The organism is Erwinia billingiae Eb661, from assembly GCF_000196615.1.
Classification (GTDB): Bacteria; Pseudomonadota; Gammaproteobacteria; order Enterobacterales; family Enterobacteriaceae; genus Erwinia; species Erwinia billingiae.
Genome location: NC_014306.1, coordinates 1963871 through 1981926 on the forward strand (window position 1 = coordinate 1963871; position 18056 = coordinate 1981926).

General features: G+C 56.8%; 15 protein-coding genes. 10 read left to right on the forward strand and 5 right to left on the reverse strand.

Features of this window, described 5'->3' with window-relative positions:
- Nucleotides 1-120: 120 nt before the first annotated feature.
- Both EBC_RS10570 and EBC_RS10575 read left to right on the forward strand, forming a co-directional pair.
- A complete protein-coding gene (locus EBC_RS10570) occupies nucleotides 121-909 on the forward strand; it encodes a MipA/OmpV family protein (protein WP_013201779.1) in 789 nt (262 codons plus the stop codon).
- A 372-nt stretch (nucleotides 910-1281) separates the two neighbouring features.
- Nucleotides 1282-2247, forward strand: coding sequence for an FAD:protein FMN transferase (locus tag EBC_RS10575; RefSeq protein WP_013201780.1), 966 nt, complete (start codon nucleotides 1282-1284; stop codon nucleotides 2245-2247).
- A gap of 2 nt (nucleotides 2248-2249) precedes the next feature.
- Here EBC_RS10575 and dcuR read toward each other — a convergent pair whose 3' ends face one another.
- Both dcuR and EBC_RS10585 read right to left on the reverse strand, forming a co-directional pair.
- A complete protein-coding gene (gene dcuR, locus EBC_RS10580) occupies nucleotides 2250-2969 on the reverse strand; it encodes a two-component system response regulator DcuR (protein ID WP_013201781.1) in 720 nt (239 codons plus the stop codon).
- A complete protein-coding gene (locus EBC_RS10585; protein ID WP_013201782.1) occupies nucleotides 2963-4603 on the reverse strand; it encodes a sensor histidine kinase in 1641 nt (546 codons plus the stop codon). Before EBC_RS10585 ends, dcuR begins: the two co-directional genes overlap by 7 nt.
- Nucleotides 4604-4697: 94 nt before the next feature.
- On the opposite strand from EBC_RS10585, the gene EBC_RS10590 reads away from it, so the two are divergent.
- Nucleotides 4698-5471 (forward strand): YdcF family protein, encoded by a 774-nt coding sequence (locus tag EBC_RS10590; RefSeq protein ID WP_013201783.1) that lies wholly within the window; start codon nucleotides 4698-4700, stop codon nucleotides 5469-5471.
- A gap of 65 nt (nucleotides 5472-5536) precedes the next feature.
- Here the strand turns inward: EBC_RS10590 and EBC_RS10595 are convergent, their stop codons facing one another.
- Both EBC_RS10595 and EBC_RS10600 read right to left on the reverse strand, forming a co-directional pair.
- The gene (locus EBC_RS10595) at nucleotides 5537-5851 is read right to left on the reverse strand and encodes an ArsR/SmtB family transcription factor (protein ID WP_013201784.1); all 315 of its coding nucleotides are present in this window, start codon (nucleotides 5849-5851) and stop codon (nucleotides 5537-5539) included.
- Nucleotides 5852-5867: 16 nt separating this feature from the next.
- Nucleotides 5868-6992 carry an alkene reductase gene (locus EBC_RS10600; protein ID WP_013201785.1) on the reverse strand — a complete coding sequence of 375 codons (1125 nt, stop codon included), beginning with the start codon at nucleotides 6990-6992 and terminating at the stop codon, nucleotides 5868-5870.
- A 220-nt stretch (nucleotides 6993-7212) separates the two neighbouring features.
- Between EBC_RS10600 and EBC_RS10605 the strand changes: the two genes are divergently transcribed.
- Both EBC_RS10605 and EBC_RS10610 read left to right on the forward strand, forming a co-directional pair.
- Entirely contained in the window at nucleotides 7213-8106 is an 894-nt protein-coding gene (locus tag EBC_RS10605) for a substrate-binding domain-containing protein (RefSeq protein WP_013201786.1), read from the forward strand.
- A 135-nt stretch (nucleotides 8107-8241) separates the two neighbouring features.
- Nucleotides 8242-9786 (forward strand): methyl-accepting chemotaxis protein, encoded by a 1545-nt coding sequence (locus EBC_RS10610; RefSeq protein WP_013201787.1) that lies wholly within the window; start codon nucleotides 8242-8244, stop codon nucleotides 9784-9786.
- A gap of 715 nt (nucleotides 9787-10501) precedes the next feature.
- Here EBC_RS10610 and EBC_RS10615 read toward each other — a convergent pair.
- The gene (locus EBC_RS10615; RefSeq protein ID WP_013201788.1) at nucleotides 10502-11134 is read right to left on the reverse strand and encodes an alanyl-tRNA editing protein; all 633 of its coding nucleotides are present in this window, start codon (nucleotides 11132-11134) and stop codon (nucleotides 10502-10504) included.
- A gap of 307 nt (nucleotides 11135-11441) precedes the next feature.
- Here EBC_RS10615 and EBC_RS10620 point away from each other — a divergent pair, with 307 nt between their 5' ends.
- Genes EBC_RS10620 through EBC_RS10640 form a run of 5 tightly spaced genes read left to right on the forward strand, consistent with a single transcriptional unit; the run spans nucleotide 11442 to nucleotide 18036 of the window.
- On the forward strand, nucleotides 11442-13073 hold the full coding sequence (locus EBC_RS10620) for an ABC transporter substrate-binding protein (RefSeq protein ID WP_013201789.1): 1632 nt from the start codon (nucleotides 11442-11444) through the stop codon (nucleotides 13071-13073).
- The gene (locus EBC_RS10625) at nucleotides 13070-14083 is read left to right on the forward strand and encodes an ABC transporter permease (protein ID WP_013201790.1); all 1014 of its coding nucleotides are present in this window, start codon (nucleotides 13070-13072) and stop codon (nucleotides 14081-14083) included. Before EBC_RS10620 ends, EBC_RS10625 begins: the two co-directional genes overlap by 4 nt.
- Complete coding sequence (locus EBC_RS10630; protein WP_013201791.1) at nucleotides 14083-14964, forward strand: ABC transporter permease; 882 nt, start codon at nucleotides 14083-14085, stop codon at nucleotides 14962-14964. The genes EBC_RS10625 and EBC_RS10630 overlap by 1 nt, the downstream gene beginning before the upstream one ends.
- Nucleotides 14964-16643: a dipeptide ABC transporter ATP-binding protein gene (locus EBC_RS10635; protein WP_013201792.1), complete on the forward strand. Its 1680-nt coding sequence runs from the start codon at nucleotides 14964-14966 to the stop codon at nucleotides 16641-16643. The genes EBC_RS10630 and EBC_RS10635 overlap by 1 nt, the downstream gene beginning before the upstream one ends.
- A gap of 13 nt (nucleotides 16644-16656) precedes the next feature.
- Nucleotides 16657-18036: an NtaA/DmoA family FMN-dependent monooxygenase gene (locus tag EBC_RS10640; RefSeq protein ID WP_013201793.1), complete on the forward strand. Its 1380-nt coding sequence runs from the start codon at nucleotides 16657-16659 to the stop codon at nucleotides 18034-18036.
- Nucleotides 18037-18056 lie beyond the last annotated feature (20 nt).

The window sequence follows — 18056 nt, forward strand, 5'->3', positions numbered from 1 at the left end:
TAAGTCGGTCTTGACACGTTCTTAATAAATAACCGACCGTCTGTTGATAACGTGCGCTCATCATCCGCTCATTCCAGGGACCCTGAGTCAGGGTAAGAAAATCCGACATGAGTGATTGTGATGAAGCCGATAAATAGACTGTGGCCTTTAGCCTCCCTGCTGTTAATTGCCCAGAGCGTGTCAGTGCGAGCCGTTCAGGCTGCACCGGCCGATCCCAGCCTGATGGTGGGCATCGGCGCGGTGAATACGCCGCGTTACAGCGGTTCCGACCAGCGTCAGTGGCAGATTGTCCCGCTGGTGCAGGCGCGCGACGGCGCGTTTTTCTTCGATTCGCAAAAAGGTCTGGGCTACGACCTGCAGGCGGATAATGGCCTCTATCTGGAACACACGCTGGGCTACAACCTTGGGCGGTCAGACGACAACAATCTCTGGCGGGATGGCTCTGATAAGCTGAAGGGCATGGGCAATATCAGCGCGGTGGCCAATACGGCGATCGCCGTTGGCTGGCAGGCCACGCCGTGGTTTTCCGTTGAAGGTAAGGCCACCTTACCGCTGACGGATTCGCAGGGCGTGCAGTATCAGGGCTCCGTCACGCTGCTGCCCTGGCAGACCAGCACCGACACGGTGGCGTTACAGACGGCGGCGCTGTTTGGCGATGCCCGCTACAACAATACCTTTTATGGCGTCAACCCACAGCAGAGCGAGCGCAGCGGCTATGCAACTTATTACACCGGCGGTGGCTTCTACGGCATGCAGTCGAGCCTGACCTGGAATCATCAGTACAGCGCGCAGTGGGGCAGCATGCTGATCGGTAATTATACCTGGCTGGGTGATAAGGCGGATGACAGCCCGATTGTGTATCGCCGGAATGAATTTACCGCCATCGCCGCCATTACTTACAGCTTCTGATTTACCTTAAGTCCGGTTTATTAGGTTATTAAAATTTACGCGTGGTGCAATATATGACAAAACGCTCAGCGGAGTATCTGGAACCTTACCGGTCGCGGAATCATTCCACAGAATTGCGGTCGACTGAAAAAGAATCAGGCGAAGGGGAAGTACTGTGCATAATACTTGCCGGCTATCTGCTGAGTTATTTTATTCTTTACTTACTGCTGGCGTGAAGGCGTAGCGGTGAATAAGCAGATGTTAACCCTGATAAAACAATCTTAAGCCTCACCGGCTATCGATCGCCCAGCGATGCGGATGGCAAAAACCAGCAGAAAATGATGCGCCGTGGCACAATGTCAGCCCTATCTGGGCAGAAAGCAGGAGCGCAGCATGTCATCTGACACCCACGTCTATTCCTACTCCGCAGTGCTGATGGGGTCGCCGATCCTTCTCAAACTGTTTGATCATAATGAAGCGCTGGCCGGCGCGGTGTTCAGAGTGATTAAGCAGCAGGAGATTTTGCTGACGGTCAACCGGCCGCAGTCGGAAGTGATGTCGGTCAACCATGCCGCCGGCGTCGAACCGGTGGTGGTCAGCCAGCCGGTGTTTGACCTGATCGCCCGCGCCAGAGCGGTCAGCGTATTACCGGAAAGCCTGTTTAACGTCACCATCGGCCCGCTGGTTAAACGCTGGAAGATCGGTTTTCACGGCGACAGCGTGCCGCCGGCGGAAGAACTTCAGGCGCTGCTGCCGCTGACCAATCCGCAGCAGGTGATCCTCGACCCAGCGGCCCGTTCGGTGTTTCTACCACAGCGCGGGATGGAGATCGATTTGGGGGCCATCGCCAAAGGCTATATTGCCGATCGGGTACGGGATTTTTTACGTCAGCAGGGCGTTGAACATGCGCTGATCAATCTGGGTGGCAACGTGCAGACGCTGGGCGGAACGCCGGATAGCGAGGCGCCGGGCTGGGGCATCGGCCTGAAGAAGCCGTTTGGAGCGCCGGAAGAACTGATTGGGGTGATCACCGTCAGCGGCAAATCGGTGGTGACCTCCGGCGTATACGAGCGATATTTCGAGCTGGCCGGCAAGCGCTACCATCACATTTTGGACCCGGCCAGCGGCTATCCGCTGGATAACGAATTACTGAGCGTGACGGTGATCTCTGAGGACTCCATCGACGGGGATATTTACACCACCTTGCTGTACGGAATGGGCGTTAAAAAAGGCCTCGACTATCTGGCAAACACACCCGAAATCGAAGCCGTTTTTGTGACCCGCGACCGCCAGGTGATCTGCTCTTCCCAGCGGCAGTTTAGCTTCACGCTGCTGGACGCGGATTTTCACGCCGTTTAAGGCTACTGGCAAAACTGTTTTAACAGCTCGCGATGTTCCGCCTGCAAGCGGTAGCGATAAACCGGCCGGCCGGTTAAACCATAATGCAGGTTGGTGGAGAGGATTTTACGCTGCGCCAGCCAGATCAGGTATTTGCGGCACGACACGCGGGAAATGGCCACGGCGGCGGCCAGATCGTCGGTTGAAAACTCGCTGTCGTGATGGCTGTCAATCCACAGGCACAGCGTGCGCAGCGTTTGCGGCGTTAAGCCTTTTGGCAGACGGTGCGCTTCGGTGACGTCCGGCGGATTGCCGTGCAGCAGGGCATCGACATCGGTCTGCTGATACCACGGATGCTGGTCCTTAAGCGATTTCTTATGCTGCCAGCCGGTCAGCGCCTCTTCAAAGCGGGAGAACTGGAACGGCTTGATCAGATAATCCACCACGCCGTAATGCAGCGATTGCTGAATGGTCTGAGCATCGGCGGCGGAAGAGATGACGATGACATCGATATTGCGCCTGGCCGCGCGCAGTTCAGGCAGTAAATCCAGCCCGTTTTCCTGTTGCATGTAGATATCCAGCAGGATCAAATCCACCGACAGTTCGCTGTGCAGCACCATTTCTCTGGCCTGTTTCAGCGTTGACGCCACGCCGCAGCAGGCAAATCCCGGGATCTGGCCAATGTAGCAGCGGTTCAGCTCTGCCACCATCGCATCATCATCGACGACTAACACATTTAGCATGCGGATCGGTTTCCTCCATCCCACGGCAGTTGTACTAAGAATTGGGTATAAACCCCAGGGTCGGACTCTACAATAATTTCGCCGCCAAGGCTCTGGATTTGCTGCTTGCAGAGGAATAAACCTACGCCGCGTTGCTCACCCTTCGACGAAAAGCCGTGCTCAAAGATCGCATCAAGCTGATCTGCCGGGATGCCGGGGCCGTCATCGCTGACTTCACAGCTCAGCCAGCCGTTCTGATAGTGTAGCAGCACGCTGACTTCGCCATCAGGCTGCTGCGCCAGCGCATCGAAGGCGTTCTCAATCAGATTGCCCAGCACGGTGACCAGCACCGAGGTTTGCTGTTCGTTGCCGCTGTCGGGCAGGAAGCTGTCCTCGCTGAGGATCAGCTGGTGGCCGCTGTCTGCCGCGCGGTTTAATTTACTCAGCAGCACGCCGGCAATCACCGGCGACTGGATTTTTTTCACCAGCGAGCCAATTTCGGTCTGGTAGTTATTGGCGGTTTTCAGAATGTAATCTTCCAGCTGCGCATAGCTTTTCATATGCAATAAGCCGAGGATCACATGCAGCTTGTTCATAAACTCGTGGGAGTGCTGACGCAGCGCGTCCACATAGTTAACCATGCCGCTCAGGCGTTGGGTCAGCTGGGTCACTTCGGTTTTATCGCGGAAAGAGCAGATCGCGCCAATCATCACGCCGCCTTTCAGCACCGGCATGGTGTTGCACAGCAAAACCCGACCGCGGAACAGGATATCTTCATCCCGCTGCGGTTTTCCGCTGCGCAGCACTTCGCGCAGGTTGATAATCAGCGCGCCGGTGGCCTGAATACTCTGAATGATTTCGCTTTCCAGCGCCTGCGGCATGCCGGTCTCGCGGAACAGCTTGCGCGCGGCATGGTTAATCAACGTCACCTGGGCGTTGATATCCACGGCGATCACCCCTTCTTTGATGGCATACAGCATGGCCTGACGCTGTTCAAATAGCTCAGAGACTTCGTACGGTTCCAGGCCGAACAGGATCCGTCGGGAGGCTTTCACCAACAGCCAGGTGCCGATAGCACCCACCAGGATGCCGAACAGCGCGGTCCACAGAATGTTCCAACGGCTCTGGTTAATCTGATCCGCCACTTCACTTAGCGAGATGCCAATCACCACCACGCCAATCTGCTTGTGTTCAGCATCAAACACCGGAGTAAACACCCGCAGTGCCTGCACTAACTGCCCGCGGTTGATCGAAACATTCTCTTTGCCCAGCAACGCGGGCTGCAAATCGTCGCCAATAAAATGGTGATTGATAGCGTCTTTGTTGGGATGCGAATAGCGAATGCCGGCCATATTGGTGACCACCACAAACAGCAGGTCATTGCTCTGCAACACGGCGGTAGCGATCGGCTGAATCACGTTGCTGTCCGGCGGTAACAGCAGCCCGCGATGAATATCCGGCGAATCCGCCAGCGTCCGCGCCACCGCCAACGCTTTATCCTCGACGCCTTTGTTAGTGACCTGGCTTATCTGCAGGAAATAGAAAAAGTGGACGGCCAGTAAGACGGCGACAATCACCGCGCTGACCATCAGGCTGACGGAGGTACTGAGCTTCATCGGGCGTTTAAGCCCCGGAAGGGTTGGCTGGCGTTTCATGGCATGATTTCCGAATTTTCCTGCGGAGGCTTTCCATTAAGGTAAATTTATCTGACTCTGCCTGACCTGTAATGCTTTTAATAAGGAGTTTTTAATGCAACTCAGCGTTTCTGACGTCGATGATTTCAATCTGTTGTCCCACTGGCTGGCGGAAAACGATCTGGCGGAACGGGAGATCGACGACGTTCAACTTATTATCCTCGCAGGTAATGCCATCCTACCGGAAATCGAAGGGGCGATGGCGTTGTGCCGTCAGCGCGGCATTCCTCTTTTGCTCAGCGGCGGCGAGGGACACTCCACCGAGCTGCTGCGCGCGGCGTTGGCCGCAGACGGGCGTTATCAGCAATTCGCTACGCTGCCCGGCGGGGAGGGCGATCTGCTGCAAGCGATGGCAATACAGGCTTTTGGTTTACCGCCAGAACAGGTGCTGAATGAAAACCGTTCGAGAAACTGTGGTGAAAACGCGCTGTTCAGCCTCAATTTTCTGCAAAAGGCCGGGAAGGTTCCGGCAAAGTATCTGCTGGTGCAGGATCCGCTGATGCAGCGACGCACCAAAGCCACCTATTTACATCAGTGGCACCAGCAGGGCGTGCAGGCTGAATGCCTGAGCTGGCCGGTATTTACCCCCGTGCTGACGAGGGTGGATGCGCAACTCACCATTACCGGCGCGCCGGGATCAGGCGGGATCTGGTCACTGGAGCGCTATCTGTCGATGATTCTGGGGGAAATGGTCCGCCTGAAGGATGATGTCCACGGTTATGGCCCGAACGGTAAAGGATTTATTGGCGCGGTTGAGATGCCGGGCGCAGTGGAAAGCGCCTGGCGTCGCCTGAGTGAGAATCCACGGCTGGCTGAATTAAGCCGATGATTACGCGCTAATTCGCCGTCAGTAGGTTGAGCGATCGGGATGAACCGCAGGGTGATGCGACGGCGTTATAAATCCTGCAGAAAGCCGACCAGGCTTTCGCGCACGTCATTAATACGCGTTTCATTGCGGCGATAATAGGTCCACTTTCCAACCTTACTGGCTTCCAGCAGTCCGGCTTCAAACAAGACTTTCAGGCACAGCGAGGTGGCCGGCTGGGATAAGCCGGCCTTGTCCTGTATAAGGCTGGCACACACCCCGTACAGGTCATAGTCATAGAGCTGGCTATAGCCTGCAAAGGCCTGTTGCGGGTTCTTCAGCCACTGCAACACCGCCAACCGGGTCGGGTTGGACAGTAATTTCATGGCGCTTTCAGGGGACATGCAGCCTCACAAACAATCAGGAGCGGTAAACCGGGTAGTCAGTATACCCTTTAGCGCCGCCACCATACAGCGAGGACGCATCCACCGGGTTTAACGCAACATCCGACGCAAAGCGGGCCGGTAAGTCCGGGTTGGCAATAAAGGTTCTGCCGAATCCAAACAGATCGCCCCAGCCATTTTGCAGAATGCTTTCGGCTTTCTCGCGGGTATAGCGGCCGGAATACATGATCGGCCAGTGGAAGGTTTCCCGCAGCGCCGTGCGGAAGCTGACTGGCAGATCCGGGCTGTTATCCCAGTCGGCTTCGGCAATCGACAAATAGCCAATGTTCAGTTCATTCAACATGCCGGCCGCCGCGATATAGGTCGCGTGCGGATCGCTTTCAACCAGGCCTAAATAGACGCGCTCTTCGTCGGTGCTGGTAAACAACGGCGCAAAACGCACGCCGACTTTTTGGCTGCCAAACACCTCGCTGACCGCTTCGACAATCTCTTTCAGGAAGCGCAGTCGGTTCTCCAGCGAACCGCCGTACTCATCACAGCGGAAATTGGTGTGTTCAGAGATAAATTGATTGATCAGATAGCCATTGGCAGAGTGCAGCTCCACGCCATCAAATCCGGCGGCCTGTGCATTGACTGCCGCCTGACGATACAGCCCAACAATCTCTTTCACTTCGTCGGTGCTGAGTTCGCGGGGATTGCTTGGCGACGTCAACATGCCTTCGCCCGGCCCGGTTTCGATAAACACGCGAACGCCGGTGGCGGTGACGGCAGAAGGTGCCACCGGCGGCTGTTCGCCGGGCTGAAGCGCAGTATGCGAGACGCGGCCCACGTGCCACAGCTGGCAGAAGATCGTGCCGCCTTGCTGGTGTACGGCTTCGGTGACCTTTTTCCATCCGGCGATCTGCGGTTCACTGTGGATCCCCGGCGTCCAGGCATAGCCCTGGCCACGCGGCTCAATCTGCGTCCCTTCGGTGATCATAAAGCCGGCGGTGGCGCGCTGACGGTAGTATTCCACCATCATCTCGCCGGGAATGTTGCCAGGCTGTTCGCTGCGGCAGCGTGTTAACGGCGGCAAGGCAATACGGTTACGCAGGGTGAAGCCGCCAAGCTGAAGCGGGGAAAAAAGGGTAGGACGATTCATAAAGCTTCCGGTTTTTTGAAAAGAATTTGCCGGGCCATTATATTTATAAATTTAAATATGTAAATGCATTTTATCAGACGATCTGTGTTGCAGATGTCGCTTCGCGACGGTGACAGATCCCGGACTTTGCGTCATGCTGATGACAGATCGCACCATCTTAACAGCGCGAATGCCTGTTCATTCTCTCAACCGAATCAGCCTGATAAGCGGGAAAATACTCATGACGGATAAGCCCCAGCAGCAGCAAAAAAGCGGCCAGCGCGCCGGCGTTATTGGCGTGGTCATCGAGGGATTCAACAATCCCTGGACCCTGAAAATGCTGGACGAAGTCACCCGGCAGCTCGATCTGCGCGGGTATCTGCCGCTGTTGCTCAACGCCCGTTCTGCGGACCGCACGCCATCTCTGATGCAAAAAGCCGCAGGCCTCGAACCCGTCGGACTGGTATTCCTCACTGCCGACGGCACTGCGCAGTCGGTGGCGGGCGATCTTCTTCCCGGCGTTCCCGTCGTCCAGCTTGGCGGCGCGAGCGAGGGTGAGGACACGGTGGTTGCGGCCGGGGGGTATGAGGCGGGCGTTGAGAGCGGAAAATTGCTGCTGTCGCAAGGCTATCAGCGTTTCGGCTTTATGCAGGGCAAAGACCGCGCTTCAACGCCTTTGCGACAGATGGCCGGTTTTGTCGACAGCCTGACGGCGGCGGATAAACGGCTGGACAGGGTGCTGATTGCCGGCAACAACGACCGCGAACTGGCATGGCAGGCAATGACCGCCTACCTGAAACAGACCCGGGCGTCAGAACGCATTAATGCGCTGTTATGTGAAAACGATCTGCTGGCGTTCGGCGCGATTCAGGCAATCCGGGATTTTGGTCAGGGCGTGCACATCGGCGTGGTGGGCTTCAATGACAGTGATGATGCCGGTTCATCCACCTGGCACCTGACCAGTTGGGCACCACGCAGCGATCTGCTGGTGACCGAGGCGCTAAACCGACTGCTGGACAAGCGGGCCGATCTCAGCGGCCAGTGGCAGCAGGGCCAGCTGCAGGTCAGGCATTCGCATTTAGGCAAAGAAGTGCTCGGTGACATCCCGAAATGTGGTTGCGCCAGCCGACATTAATCCTGGCGTAGCCGACACCGATTTTAACATTCGCTGCAAAATCGCCTTTTCAAAGCAGATCCTGGGGGCAGGGGCTAAATTTTTCGAAATTTATGCCGTTAACAGTTAAAGACCTCCCCTTATCTGGATAACGCTATGTCGGTTAAAAAATCCTCGCTGTTGATTATGTTGTTCTTATTTATCATCTTTATTAGCAGTATGTTCGCCAGCATCTGGTTGCTGACCCGCAGCAACCAGTCGCTTGATGCGGTCAATAAAGAGATCCGCGTTGTGCTGTCGATCATCGACCCGATTAACCACAGCCGCACCTTACGTTTGCGACTGATGGAATATATGAAGGCCAGTGAGGGGAGCGATGGGCTGTCTAAGCCGTCGCTGGAAGGCGTGAAGACGGTGATCGGCAAGGCCGATGCCGCATTCCAGGCGTATAAAGATGCGCCGCGCTTAGCCGGTGAAGACGCGGCAGCAAAAGCCTATGAGCAGGCCTATCTGACCTACCGTCAGCAGGGCATTCAGCCGATGATCGACGCGGCGGAAGCCAACGATCAGGCGCGCTTTAAGGATCAGCTGGCGACGGTGATCCGTCTCGACCGACAGTATGAAATCGTCCTCGATCAGGTGCTTGCCGAGCACGAGGCCTATGCCAAAAAGCTCAACAGCGATGCGCAGAGCCACTTCAGCCTGGGGATGAGCGTGATTATCTTCTTTGGCGTACTGTTTCTGCTGGTGATCACTGCCGTGCTGTTCTTTATCAAACGCTATGTGCTGAATCCGCTGGACAGCGCGAAAGCTTATTGCAGCAAAATCGCCGAAGGGATCCTCGACCAGCCGGTGCCGGTCACCGTCGGTTCTAAGAGCGAAATCCAGGATTTGATGGCCACCATGGAGCAGATGCGCCAGTCGCTGACCGACATTATTGGTCAGGTTCGCAACTCGACGCTGACCGTGTCGCACGCCTCGAAAGAGATTGCTGCCGGCAACATCGATCTGGCGTCGCGCACCGAGCAGCAGGCCGCCGCCCTGACCGAAACCGCAGCCAGCATGGAAGAGTTAGGCGCGACGGTGAAACAGAACACCGAAAACGTCTTCGAAGCCAGCCGCCTGACCGGCGAAGCGGTGAAAAATGCCAAAACCGGCGAAAAGGTCTCCCAGCAGGTGATCGTCACCATGGGACTGATTAACAGCAGTTCGAAGAAAATCGAAGATATTACCGGCGTTATTAACAGCATTGCTTTCCAGACCAATATCCTGGCGCTGAATGCGGCGGTAGAAGCGGCGCGTGCCGGTGAACAGGGCCGTGGGTTTGCGGTGGTGGCAGCGGAAGTGCGTAATCTTGCCCAGCGCAGTGCGGTGGCGGCCAAAGAGATCGAAAGTCTGATTGCCGAATCCGTTATCAACATTCGCGCCGGATCGGATCAGGTTGGCCGGACCGGCGAGGCGATCGGGGCGATAATTGCCTCAGTCAGTCAGGTGGATGTGCTGATGGATCATATTTCGACCGCTTCTGATGAGCAGAGTCGTGGCATCAGCCAGATTGAGCAGGCGGTGACCGAGATGGACAGCGTGACCCAGCAAAACGCCTCGCTGGTGCAGGAATCTGCAGCGGCGGCGGCTTCTCTGGAAGAGCAGGTGCATTACCTGACGCACTCCGTCTCCACCTTCCGCTTGTCTGACGCATAACAGCCAAAATGCCGTCCTGTTCAGTTGAGCAGGGCGGATAATTACCGGTAAGGTTTGGAACGTTTTTCGACAACCGCAGAAATGTAAAAGCCCCGACTTTTCAGGTCAGGGCTTTTAACGTACTGCATACTCGTAATTTAGCATTAATTTACTTACATCGATTTACTGCTGATTGTACAACGTTAAATGTACAAGTCCACACAGATAATATTAGGCACTGTGTTAATAAATGACCTCCTATTATTACCGCTTAAACACAGCCCACTCTACGAGCGGGCGGAACACGTACATCTCCCCATCGCGATATATACTCTTGATGCATGGCCTGACTATCGTCGGAAAATCGTTATATATGATAACGATACGTCGACTCTGAGTACTGTTGAAACATGGCCTGACATCATCGCGTTTTCATTCCCATCCTGCGATCGGTACAGATTTTGTTTCGAGGCCCTAACGCGTCGGGTGGATAACTTCCCCACCGTCAATGCCCATACAACAATATTTCGTGACCTTCATCGCAGATTACTTACTTAACACTGTAAAGCGTTAACTTATTAACGACTGGAGGGTTTTTCCTGCCGTTGGTTAATAAACTACTCCAATAAGATCACGAGTCAATACTGTTTTTAATGCCATGTTAATATGGTCAGTAGTTTCCGAAAAATGCGCTTTTTTAAGCGTTTTACACAGGGCTTCAGCGATGAAGTAACACCTACTCGCCAACCTCATATTTCACCGTCATCACGCCTTTCTTTTCGCTGATTTTCACAATGCGCACCAAACCCACCTCAGCCGTGCTGACCACGTGGGTGCCGCCACAGGCATACGCCGGTAAGTCTCCCCAGGTCACCTCACGACGGCCGTCGACAATAGTCAGCTGGCGCGGCAGATCGCGCGCGACGATCTCAGCGACATCTGCCGCAATCTGCTCTGCCGTCACCGGCGTTTTCTGCTCAGTGGGCTCAAATACCACCCGCGCTTCGCCAGGGCGGTGATTGCCCTTGCTGCCGTGCCAGCCGAATCTCTCCCCGGCCACGGCGATAAAGTGTCCCGCAGAGTGATAATGGCTATGCAACCGCCGCAGCGTTTCATCCACCTTGATGTGAACCGGGCCGGGTGCGACCGGCCCATCGGTGTAATGGGCGATCTCGCCGTCTTCCTGTGCGGCATGGAGCATGTCCGCCGTATCAAGGGTTCCCCGATCGGAAGGCTGCCCGCCGCCTTGCGGATGAAAAAGGGTGGCGGCGAGGATGACACGAAAACGGCCATCGTCCTGCGGTGTACAGCTGATGACCGTCGTTTCCATCTCCAGCGCATCGTTATCAAAATAGCTACGTTCAGTCATGTTCTTTCCTTTAGACGCTGTTCTCTGTGCATTAAGACAGGTCAACCATTTACCTTTTATTATCAATACTGTCAACAAGCCGACCTGTATTGACCGTCACGCAGCGTTATTTGTTCAGTAACAAAAAGGGTGACACGGGTGTGTCATATTTAACTATCTACTGCCGTTATTGATATTTTCCCTCGCGGCTTTGTGTGCTCTATTCGTCTTATAAACAGAATGCGATCTTCATTTAAATAACGTTCAGGCCGCAGCAATAATTGCGGTCCAGCGAATATTCGGCATTATCAGGGGAAAGAATGACGCGATGAGCAGTTTACGCATAAATAAAACCTTATTACCGCTGGCAGCAGCGGCGATACTGCTGCTGGTGGGGCAGCCTGTCGCCCTGGCGGATCCAGCGCCGGCGCGGGTGGCAGGGCATAATCAGGACGGCGGCACGCTGGTTTACCTGCACGAGCAGGAGCCGCCGTGCCTGTGGGGTGGATGGGTGCAGCAGGCCTATCTGTCGCGGCAGGTATTCGATTATCTGGTCAGTTTTGATCACGGTAAAATACGTCCCTGGCTGGCAACCGACTGGACGGAATCAGCGGATCGCAAAACCATTACCTTTCATTTACGCAAAGACGTTAAATTTACCGATGGCGATAAATTTAATGCCGCTGCGGTGGTCGCTAATTATTCCGCGTGGACTAAAGGTATTGGCTGGCACGGTTTTACCTATATGACCGGGTTAACTAAAGTCGATGATTATACCGTTGAGTTACATTTATCTGAGCCCAATCCAGAAATTTATAACGTGCTGGCGAATGGGCATTATGGTTTCCAGTCACCGGATTCCATTGCGCATAACAGCAGTGAGCAAAAATGCCTGAAACCGGTCGGGACAGGCCCATGGAAAGTGGAAAAATGGGTCAGAGGCGAAGGCATCAGCTTTGTCCGCAACGATGATTATCACTGGGCACCGCCAAACGCCCGGCACAATGGCCCGGCCTATATAAAGCATCTGGAATGGAAATTTGTGCCGGATGCCACCACCCGCTGGGGTGCGCTGGTCAGCGGCGGCGCAGACGTGATTTACCAGCCACCTTCCGCGCAGTGGCACGCGCTGCAACGGGACTATCAAACCCTGTCATACGTGGCCACCGGCCGGCCACAGGCCTTTTCATTCAACGTTCAGCGCGGCCCCTTTACCGATCGGCGGGTACGTCAGGCCTTTGCCTATGCGCTGGATCGCCAGCAGATTGTCAAAACGGTGTTTAAGGGGGCGGTGCCGTATGAAGGCAACGGATCCCTGAGTAAAAGCACGCCGCTGTATCTTAACGTCGACAATCGTTATTCGCTCAATGTTGCCAAAGCCAATGCGCTGCTGGATCAGGCTGGCTGGACCGGACGCGATGCCGAAGGCTATCGGGTGAAGGACGGCGAGTCGCTGGTTGCCAGGCTGCCCTTTATTCAGGCGATTATCGATCAGGAAGGCGCGCTGATGCTGCAGGCGGTGCAGGATCAGGTTAAGCAGGTCGGTATCAAACTGGTGCTGATCCCGCTGACGCAAACCGAAGGCTTTGCCGGCGCGAAGTCGCGACCGGCGGATAAGGAGATCAGCTTTGGTTACTGGGTCTGGCCGTCTCCGAACATTCTCGACATCGTCTATAACGCGACGCTTGCCGGCGCGTTCAACGGTAATAACACCAGTTTCTTCAATAACCCGCAGGTTGAGTCACAGATCCTCGACGCACAACGCGAACCCGATCCTGCCCTTCGTCGCCAGAAATTCGATGTGTTGCAAAAGTGGTTTGACGATCAGGCGATTGCCATCGGGGGATACAACTTCACTTACAACGTCGCAATAGCCAATAACGTCCGGGGCATCTGGCAGGACAGCGGCAATGGCTTACTGAATTCCAACGACGCCTACTTCGTGCAGGAGAAGCCATGACCGATCTTATTTCATCGGGGAATCAACCGACCGCCAGCCAGGGATCGGGCGACACTTCGGTTAAACACCGCAGCCTGTGGCGCCGCATTTTGGTGAGGATGGGCTCGGCACTGTTTGTGCTGTGGGGCACGATCACCGTGACCTTTGTCGTGCTATCGATTCTGCCCGGCGACCGCGCCACGATTTTGCTCAACATCACCTCAGGGCAGGTGATTGAACGCACCCCGGCGGAGCTTGCGCCGATCAACGCGCTGTATGGATTCGATAAACCAATTACCGAACAGTACCTGAGCTACTTCTGGCGTCTGGTGCACGGCGATTTTGGCTTTTCGTTCGAGCTACAGCGCCCGGTGGTGCATGTGATTGCCGAACAGCTGATTCCTACCTTTACTCTGGCGATTGCGGCACTGCTGCTGGCGTGGGTGATTGCCATTCCCTGGACGCTGCTGACGGCGGGGCGCAGCGCCAGGCTGGGGGCATTGGGTTCGGCGGTGGAGACGATAATGGCCGGGCTGCCGCAGTACTGGATTGGCATCCTGCTGCTGATTGTATTTGCCATCGATCTGCGCTGGTTCCCGGTGGTGGGAGGCGACAGTCTGTACGGCACCTTACTGCCGGCGATTACCCTCGCCATCCCGCTGGCCGGATTTCTTGGCCACGCCCTGCGGGGAGAGTTTGAGCGCAACATGCAGGAGCCCTTTGTGCTGTCTGCGCGTGCGCGCGGCATGAGTCTGCGCAGGGTCAAACTGCATCACGTCCTGCGCCATGCGCTGATCCCGGCGATTACCCTCAGCGGTTGGGCGATCGGCAATTTACTCTCCGGCGCGGTGCTGGTGGAGGCGGTGTTTGCCCGTCCCGGCCTCGGCAACGTGCTGGTCAATGCGGTCAGCAATAAGGATTTCGCGCTGGTATCGGGGATCGTCATCCTGATCAGCTTTCTCTATATCGTTATTAATCTGGCGGTCGACCTGATCTATTTGATCGTCGATCCGCGACTGCGAGGCCACTGATGACCAGCCATATTTCCGATTTTTCAGACGCGAAGGCCGGGCACGTCCCGCGTCAGCGTTTGCGGCGCGCCCTGACGGTGATACCGCTTTCCACCGCAGTGTCGCTGATGGTTGCGCTGTTCTTTATCGCCGCCGCCTTATCGCCGTCACTGCTCGCGACCCATGACCCGTTCAGCACCGATTTGCTTAATGCGCTGCAAGCCCCGTCCTTCGCCCACTGGCTGGGCACCGATGATATTGGCCGCGATCTCTACAGCCGCATCATCTGGGGCACGCGCCAGTCGCTGGCGATCGGGCTGGGAGCGATGGCCATTGCGTTGGTGGGCGCGATCGTCCTCGGGTTCAGCGCCGCGCTGGCACCGCGCTGGATTGCCGGGCCGGTTAACCGCCTGCTGGAAATTCTGCTGGCGTTTCCCACGCTGTTACTGGCGTTGCTGTTTGTGGCGCTGCTGGGTCCTTCCGCCAGCAGCCTGCTGATTTCGGTAGGGATTGGTACCGCGCCGGGCTATGCACGGCTGGTGCGTGCCCAGGCACTAAAGGTGCGGCAGTCCGGTTACGTCGAGGCCGCGCGGGCGTTGGGGCATCCCTGGCACCGGCTGTTTTTACAGCATATCGCGCCAAATGCCTTTCGCCCGCTGGTGTCGCTGGTGGCGCTGGGCATCGGTCAGTCGGTGGTTTGGGCATCCGGGTTATCTTTCCTTGGGCTGGGTGTGGTACCGCCGTCGCCAGAGTGGGGCGCGTTACTGGAAGCCGGAAAAATCAACGTCACCGTGGCCTGGTGGCTGGAAGTACTGCCGGGGATCGCCATCGTACTGGTGGCGCTCTCCTTCACCCAGATTGGTCGTTACCTGCAACAGCGGGCAGAAGGAGAATCGCGCTGATGAGCAAGCAAAACGAAAGTCAGGCCATCCCGCGCGGCGTCACCGACACCATCATTGATGTCCGGGGACTCAACGTCTGGACGGCGGGCGAAGGCAGCCCGCGCCGGCACATTGTGAAGGATGTCAGTTTCGCCCTGCAACGGGGCCAGTGCGTGGCGCTGGTCGGCGAGTCCGGATCGGGCAAGAGCGTCACCGCGCGATCGCTGGTGGGGCTGGCCGGGGAACAGCTGCAGGTGCAGGCCGGGACCCTCACGCTTGATGGCGAGACGCTGCTCGATCGCAGTGACGGTTGGTGGCAGCAGGTGCGCGGGGTCAGGGTGGGATTCATCCTGCAGGACGCGCTGGTGTCACTGGATCCGCTGCGGCCGGTAGGCAAAGAGATTGCCGAAGCGCTTTCGTTACACGGTTGGGGAAACCGGACGACCCGCCCGCAAAAGGTCGAGGCGCTGCTCGAAGAGGTTGGCGTGCCTGAACCGGCCTTCCGCGCCAGCCAGCGGCCGGACGAACTTTCTGGCGGCCTGCGTCAACGCGCGCTGATCGCCTCGGCGATTGCGTTGCATCCCGACGTGCTGATTGCTGATGAGCCGACCACCGCGCTGGACGTCACGGTGCAGGCGCAGGTGCTGGAGGTGCTGAGGCAGATGCTGGATCGCGGCACCAGCATTATTCTGATCAGCCATGACCTGGCGGTGGTGGCGAAAATTGCCGACCACATTCTGGTGATGCAGGGCGGCACGCTGGTGGAATCGGGCACGGTCGAACAGGTCCTGCAACGCCCGCAGCATGCCTATACCCAGGGCCTGATCAACGCCATACCCAGCGAACACACCAAAGGGCAGCGGCTGTCTGCGGGCGACAGGGTGGTCGCGGTCGCGCAACCGGCAACGGCGGCGAATGCGTCGGCAGAATGGCTGCTTGAAGCGCGGAATATCGTCAAAGGCTTTAAGGGACACCGCGTGGTGTCGGACGTCTCCTTTACCCTCGGGCGCGGCGAAACGCTCGGCATTGTGGGGGAATCCGGCTCGGGCAAAACCACCCTGTCGCGGATTGCGCTGGCGTTAGTGCAGCCGGACAGCGGTGAGATCCTGTTTCGCGGCCAGCCCTGGAGCCATGCTTCAGCGCGGGAACAGCGGGCAATTCGCCGCCATATTTCGGTGGTCTATCAGGATCCGCTTTCCTCTTTTGATCCGCGCTGGCGGGTGTCACAGATTCTGCTCGATGCCATTGCCCTCGGGCCGGCGATCCCCGGACAGACCGCGACGCAACGGGCGTTAAGCCTGCTGGCGTCGGTGGGGCTGGGGCCAGAACATATGGCGCAAAAGCCGGCTCGGTTATCGGGTGGCCAGCGCCAGCGCGTGGCCATTGCACGGGCCATTGCCACCCAACCGCAGGTGATTGTGCTCGACGAAGCGGTGTCGGCGCTGGATGTGACCATTCAGGCGCAGATCCTCGATTTGCTGAGCGATTTACAGCAGCAGCTGGGCGTGAGCTACCTGTTTATCTCCCACGATCTCGGGGTGATCCACCATATGAGCGACCGGGTGCTGGTAATGCAAAACGGCGTCGCGGTGGAACAGGGCACCGCCAGCGAGATCTTCTATCGTCCGCGCCATCCTTATACGCAAAAGTTACTCGCCTCGTTGCCACGGCTGCAGGCGGCGGAATTCGCCCACCACTAAAACGGGAGCCATAATGTCACGCGAACTGATTTATAACGGTTTTTTGCATCTGACGCCGAACCACCACAGCCATGGTTACTGGCGCACCACCGAAGGCCAGGTCCAGTACGGCTATAACCAGCTGGATGAATACGTCAAAACGGTGAAAACGCTGGAAAAAGGGCGCTTTGATACGCTGTTTATCGCCGATGTGGTGGGGGTGTATGATGCCGACTTTGGCGACGGTAAAACCACCATCCGGGCAGGCACGCAGTTTCCCGAGCCGGACCCGATCACCATTGTGTCTGCGCTGGGGCTGGTGACCGAGCATCTGGGGATTGTGGTCACCAGCAACGTGATTCAGGCCCATCCGTTTTCATTTGCCCGCCAGATCTCCTCGCTGGATGAATTCACCCGCGGGCGTATCGGCTGGAATATCGTCACCTCCTATTTATCGAACGGGTTCCGCAACTACGGCTTCAATGACATCGTGCCGCACGATGAACGCTATGAATGGGCGCAGGAATATCTCGATGTCGCCTATAAGCTGTGGGAACTCTCCTGGGAGAATGGCGCGGTACTGCACGATCCGGCCACCAACCGCTTCTTCGATCCGGATAAAATCCACAAGATTAACCACGTCGGCAAACGCTATCGCGTCGAGGGGCCGCACATTGTCGAGCCTTCGCCACAGCGTAGCCCGGTGTTCTTCCAGGCCGGTAACTCTGAAGCGGGCAGGCGGTTTGCAGCGCGCAATGCCGAGGTGACGTTCCTGCCGTCACAAACCCCGGAGACCGCGCGCAAAGATATCGCTATTCTGAATCGCGAGCTGATTAACTATGGCCGCCAGGCGGAAGATTTGAAAAAGCTGGTGTCGCTGTCAACGGTGATCGGCTCGACCGAGGAAGAGGCCAAACGCAAGCAGCAGCATCTGTTCGATAATATTGATATCAATGCCCTGCAGGGCTTTTACAGCGGCGGTTCGGGGATCGATTTATCCAGTATCGATCCCGATACGCCGCTGACCGAGCTCAGCCGTCAGGAGCAGTTCAGCCAGCATATGCGATCCAAATTCCGCATTGCGGTCGATGCGGATTACGGTCAGGGCCGCGTGCTCACCTGGCGCGAATACCTGCTGCAACATGCGTTACTGCCAGGACGTTTTGCCGGCACGCCGGAACAAATCGCCGATAAGGTGCAGCAGTATGCGGACGCGGGTGTCGACGGCTTTAACGTGGTGCCGGTCACCACGCTGGGCTGGTGGGATGAATGGGTTGAGCATGTGGTGCCGGTGCTACAAAAGCGCGGACTGGCGCGCAAAGAATACCGGCCTGGCACCCTGCGCGAGAAACTCTTTGGTAAAGAGAGCCAGCTACCGGCGACGCATCCACAGAGAAAGCTGACGCTGGATTAACAGAACCGGCTGCGGAGTGC

Bases quoted from the DNA above. Each gene is read 5' to 3' on its own strand.
- EBC_RS10635 (WP_013201792.1), top strand. From the start codon at position 14,964: ATGAGCAAGCAAAACGAAAGTCAGGCCATCCCGCGCGGCGTCACCGAC.
- EBC_RS10610 (WP_013201787.1), top strand. From the start codon at position 8,242: ATGTCGGTTAAAAAATCCTCGCTGTTGATTATGTTGTTCTTATTTATC.
- dcuR (WP_013201781.1), bottom strand. From the start codon at position 2,969: ATGCTAAATGTGTTAGTCGTCGATGATGATGCGATGGTGGCAGAGCTG.
- EBC_RS10590 (WP_013201783.1), top strand. From the start codon at position 4,698: ATGCAACTCAGCGTTTCTGACGTCGATGATTTCAATCTGTTGTCCCAC.
- EBC_RS10570 (WP_013201779.1), top strand. From the start codon at position 121: ATGAAGCCGATAAATAGACTGTGGCCTTTAGCCTCCCTGCTGTTAATT.
- EBC_RS10625 (WP_013201790.1), top strand. From the start codon at position 13,070: ATGACCGATCTTATTTCATCGGGGAATCAACCGACCGCCAGCCAGGGA.
- EBC_RS10575 (WP_013201780.1), top strand. From the start codon at position 1,282: ATGTCATCTGACACCCACGTCTATTCCTACTCCGCAGTGCTGATGGGG.
- EBC_RS10620 (WP_013201789.1), top strand. From the start codon at position 11,442: ATGAGCAGTTTACGCATAAATAAAACCTTATTACCGCTGGCAGCAGCG.
- EBC_RS10605 (WP_013201786.1), top strand. From the start codon at position 7,213: ATGACGGATAAGCCCCAGCAGCAGCAAAAAAGCGGCCAGCGCGCCGGC.
- EBC_RS10615 (WP_013201788.1), bottom strand. From the start codon at position 11,134: ATGACTGAACGTAGCTATTTTGATAACGATGCGCTGGAGATGGAAACG.
- EBC_RS10630 (WP_013201791.1), top strand. From the start codon at position 14,083: ATGACCAGCCATATTTCCGATTTTTCAGACGCGAAGGCCGGGCACGTC.
- EBC_RS10640 (WP_013201793.1), top strand. From the start codon at position 16,657: ATGTCACGCGAACTGATTTATAACGGTTTTTTGCATCTGACGCCGAAC.
- EBC_RS10595 (WP_013201784.1), bottom strand. From the start codon at position 5,851: ATGTCCCCTGAAAGCGCCATGAAATTACTGTCCAACCCGACCCGGTTG.
- EBC_RS10585 (WP_013201782.1), bottom strand. From the start codon at position 4,603: ATGAAACGCCAGCCAACCCTTCCGGGGCTTAAACGCCCGATGAAGCTC.
- EBC_RS10600 (WP_013201785.1), bottom strand. From the start codon at position 6,992: ATGAATCGTCCTACCCTTTTTTCCCCGCTTCAGCTTGGCGGCTTCACC.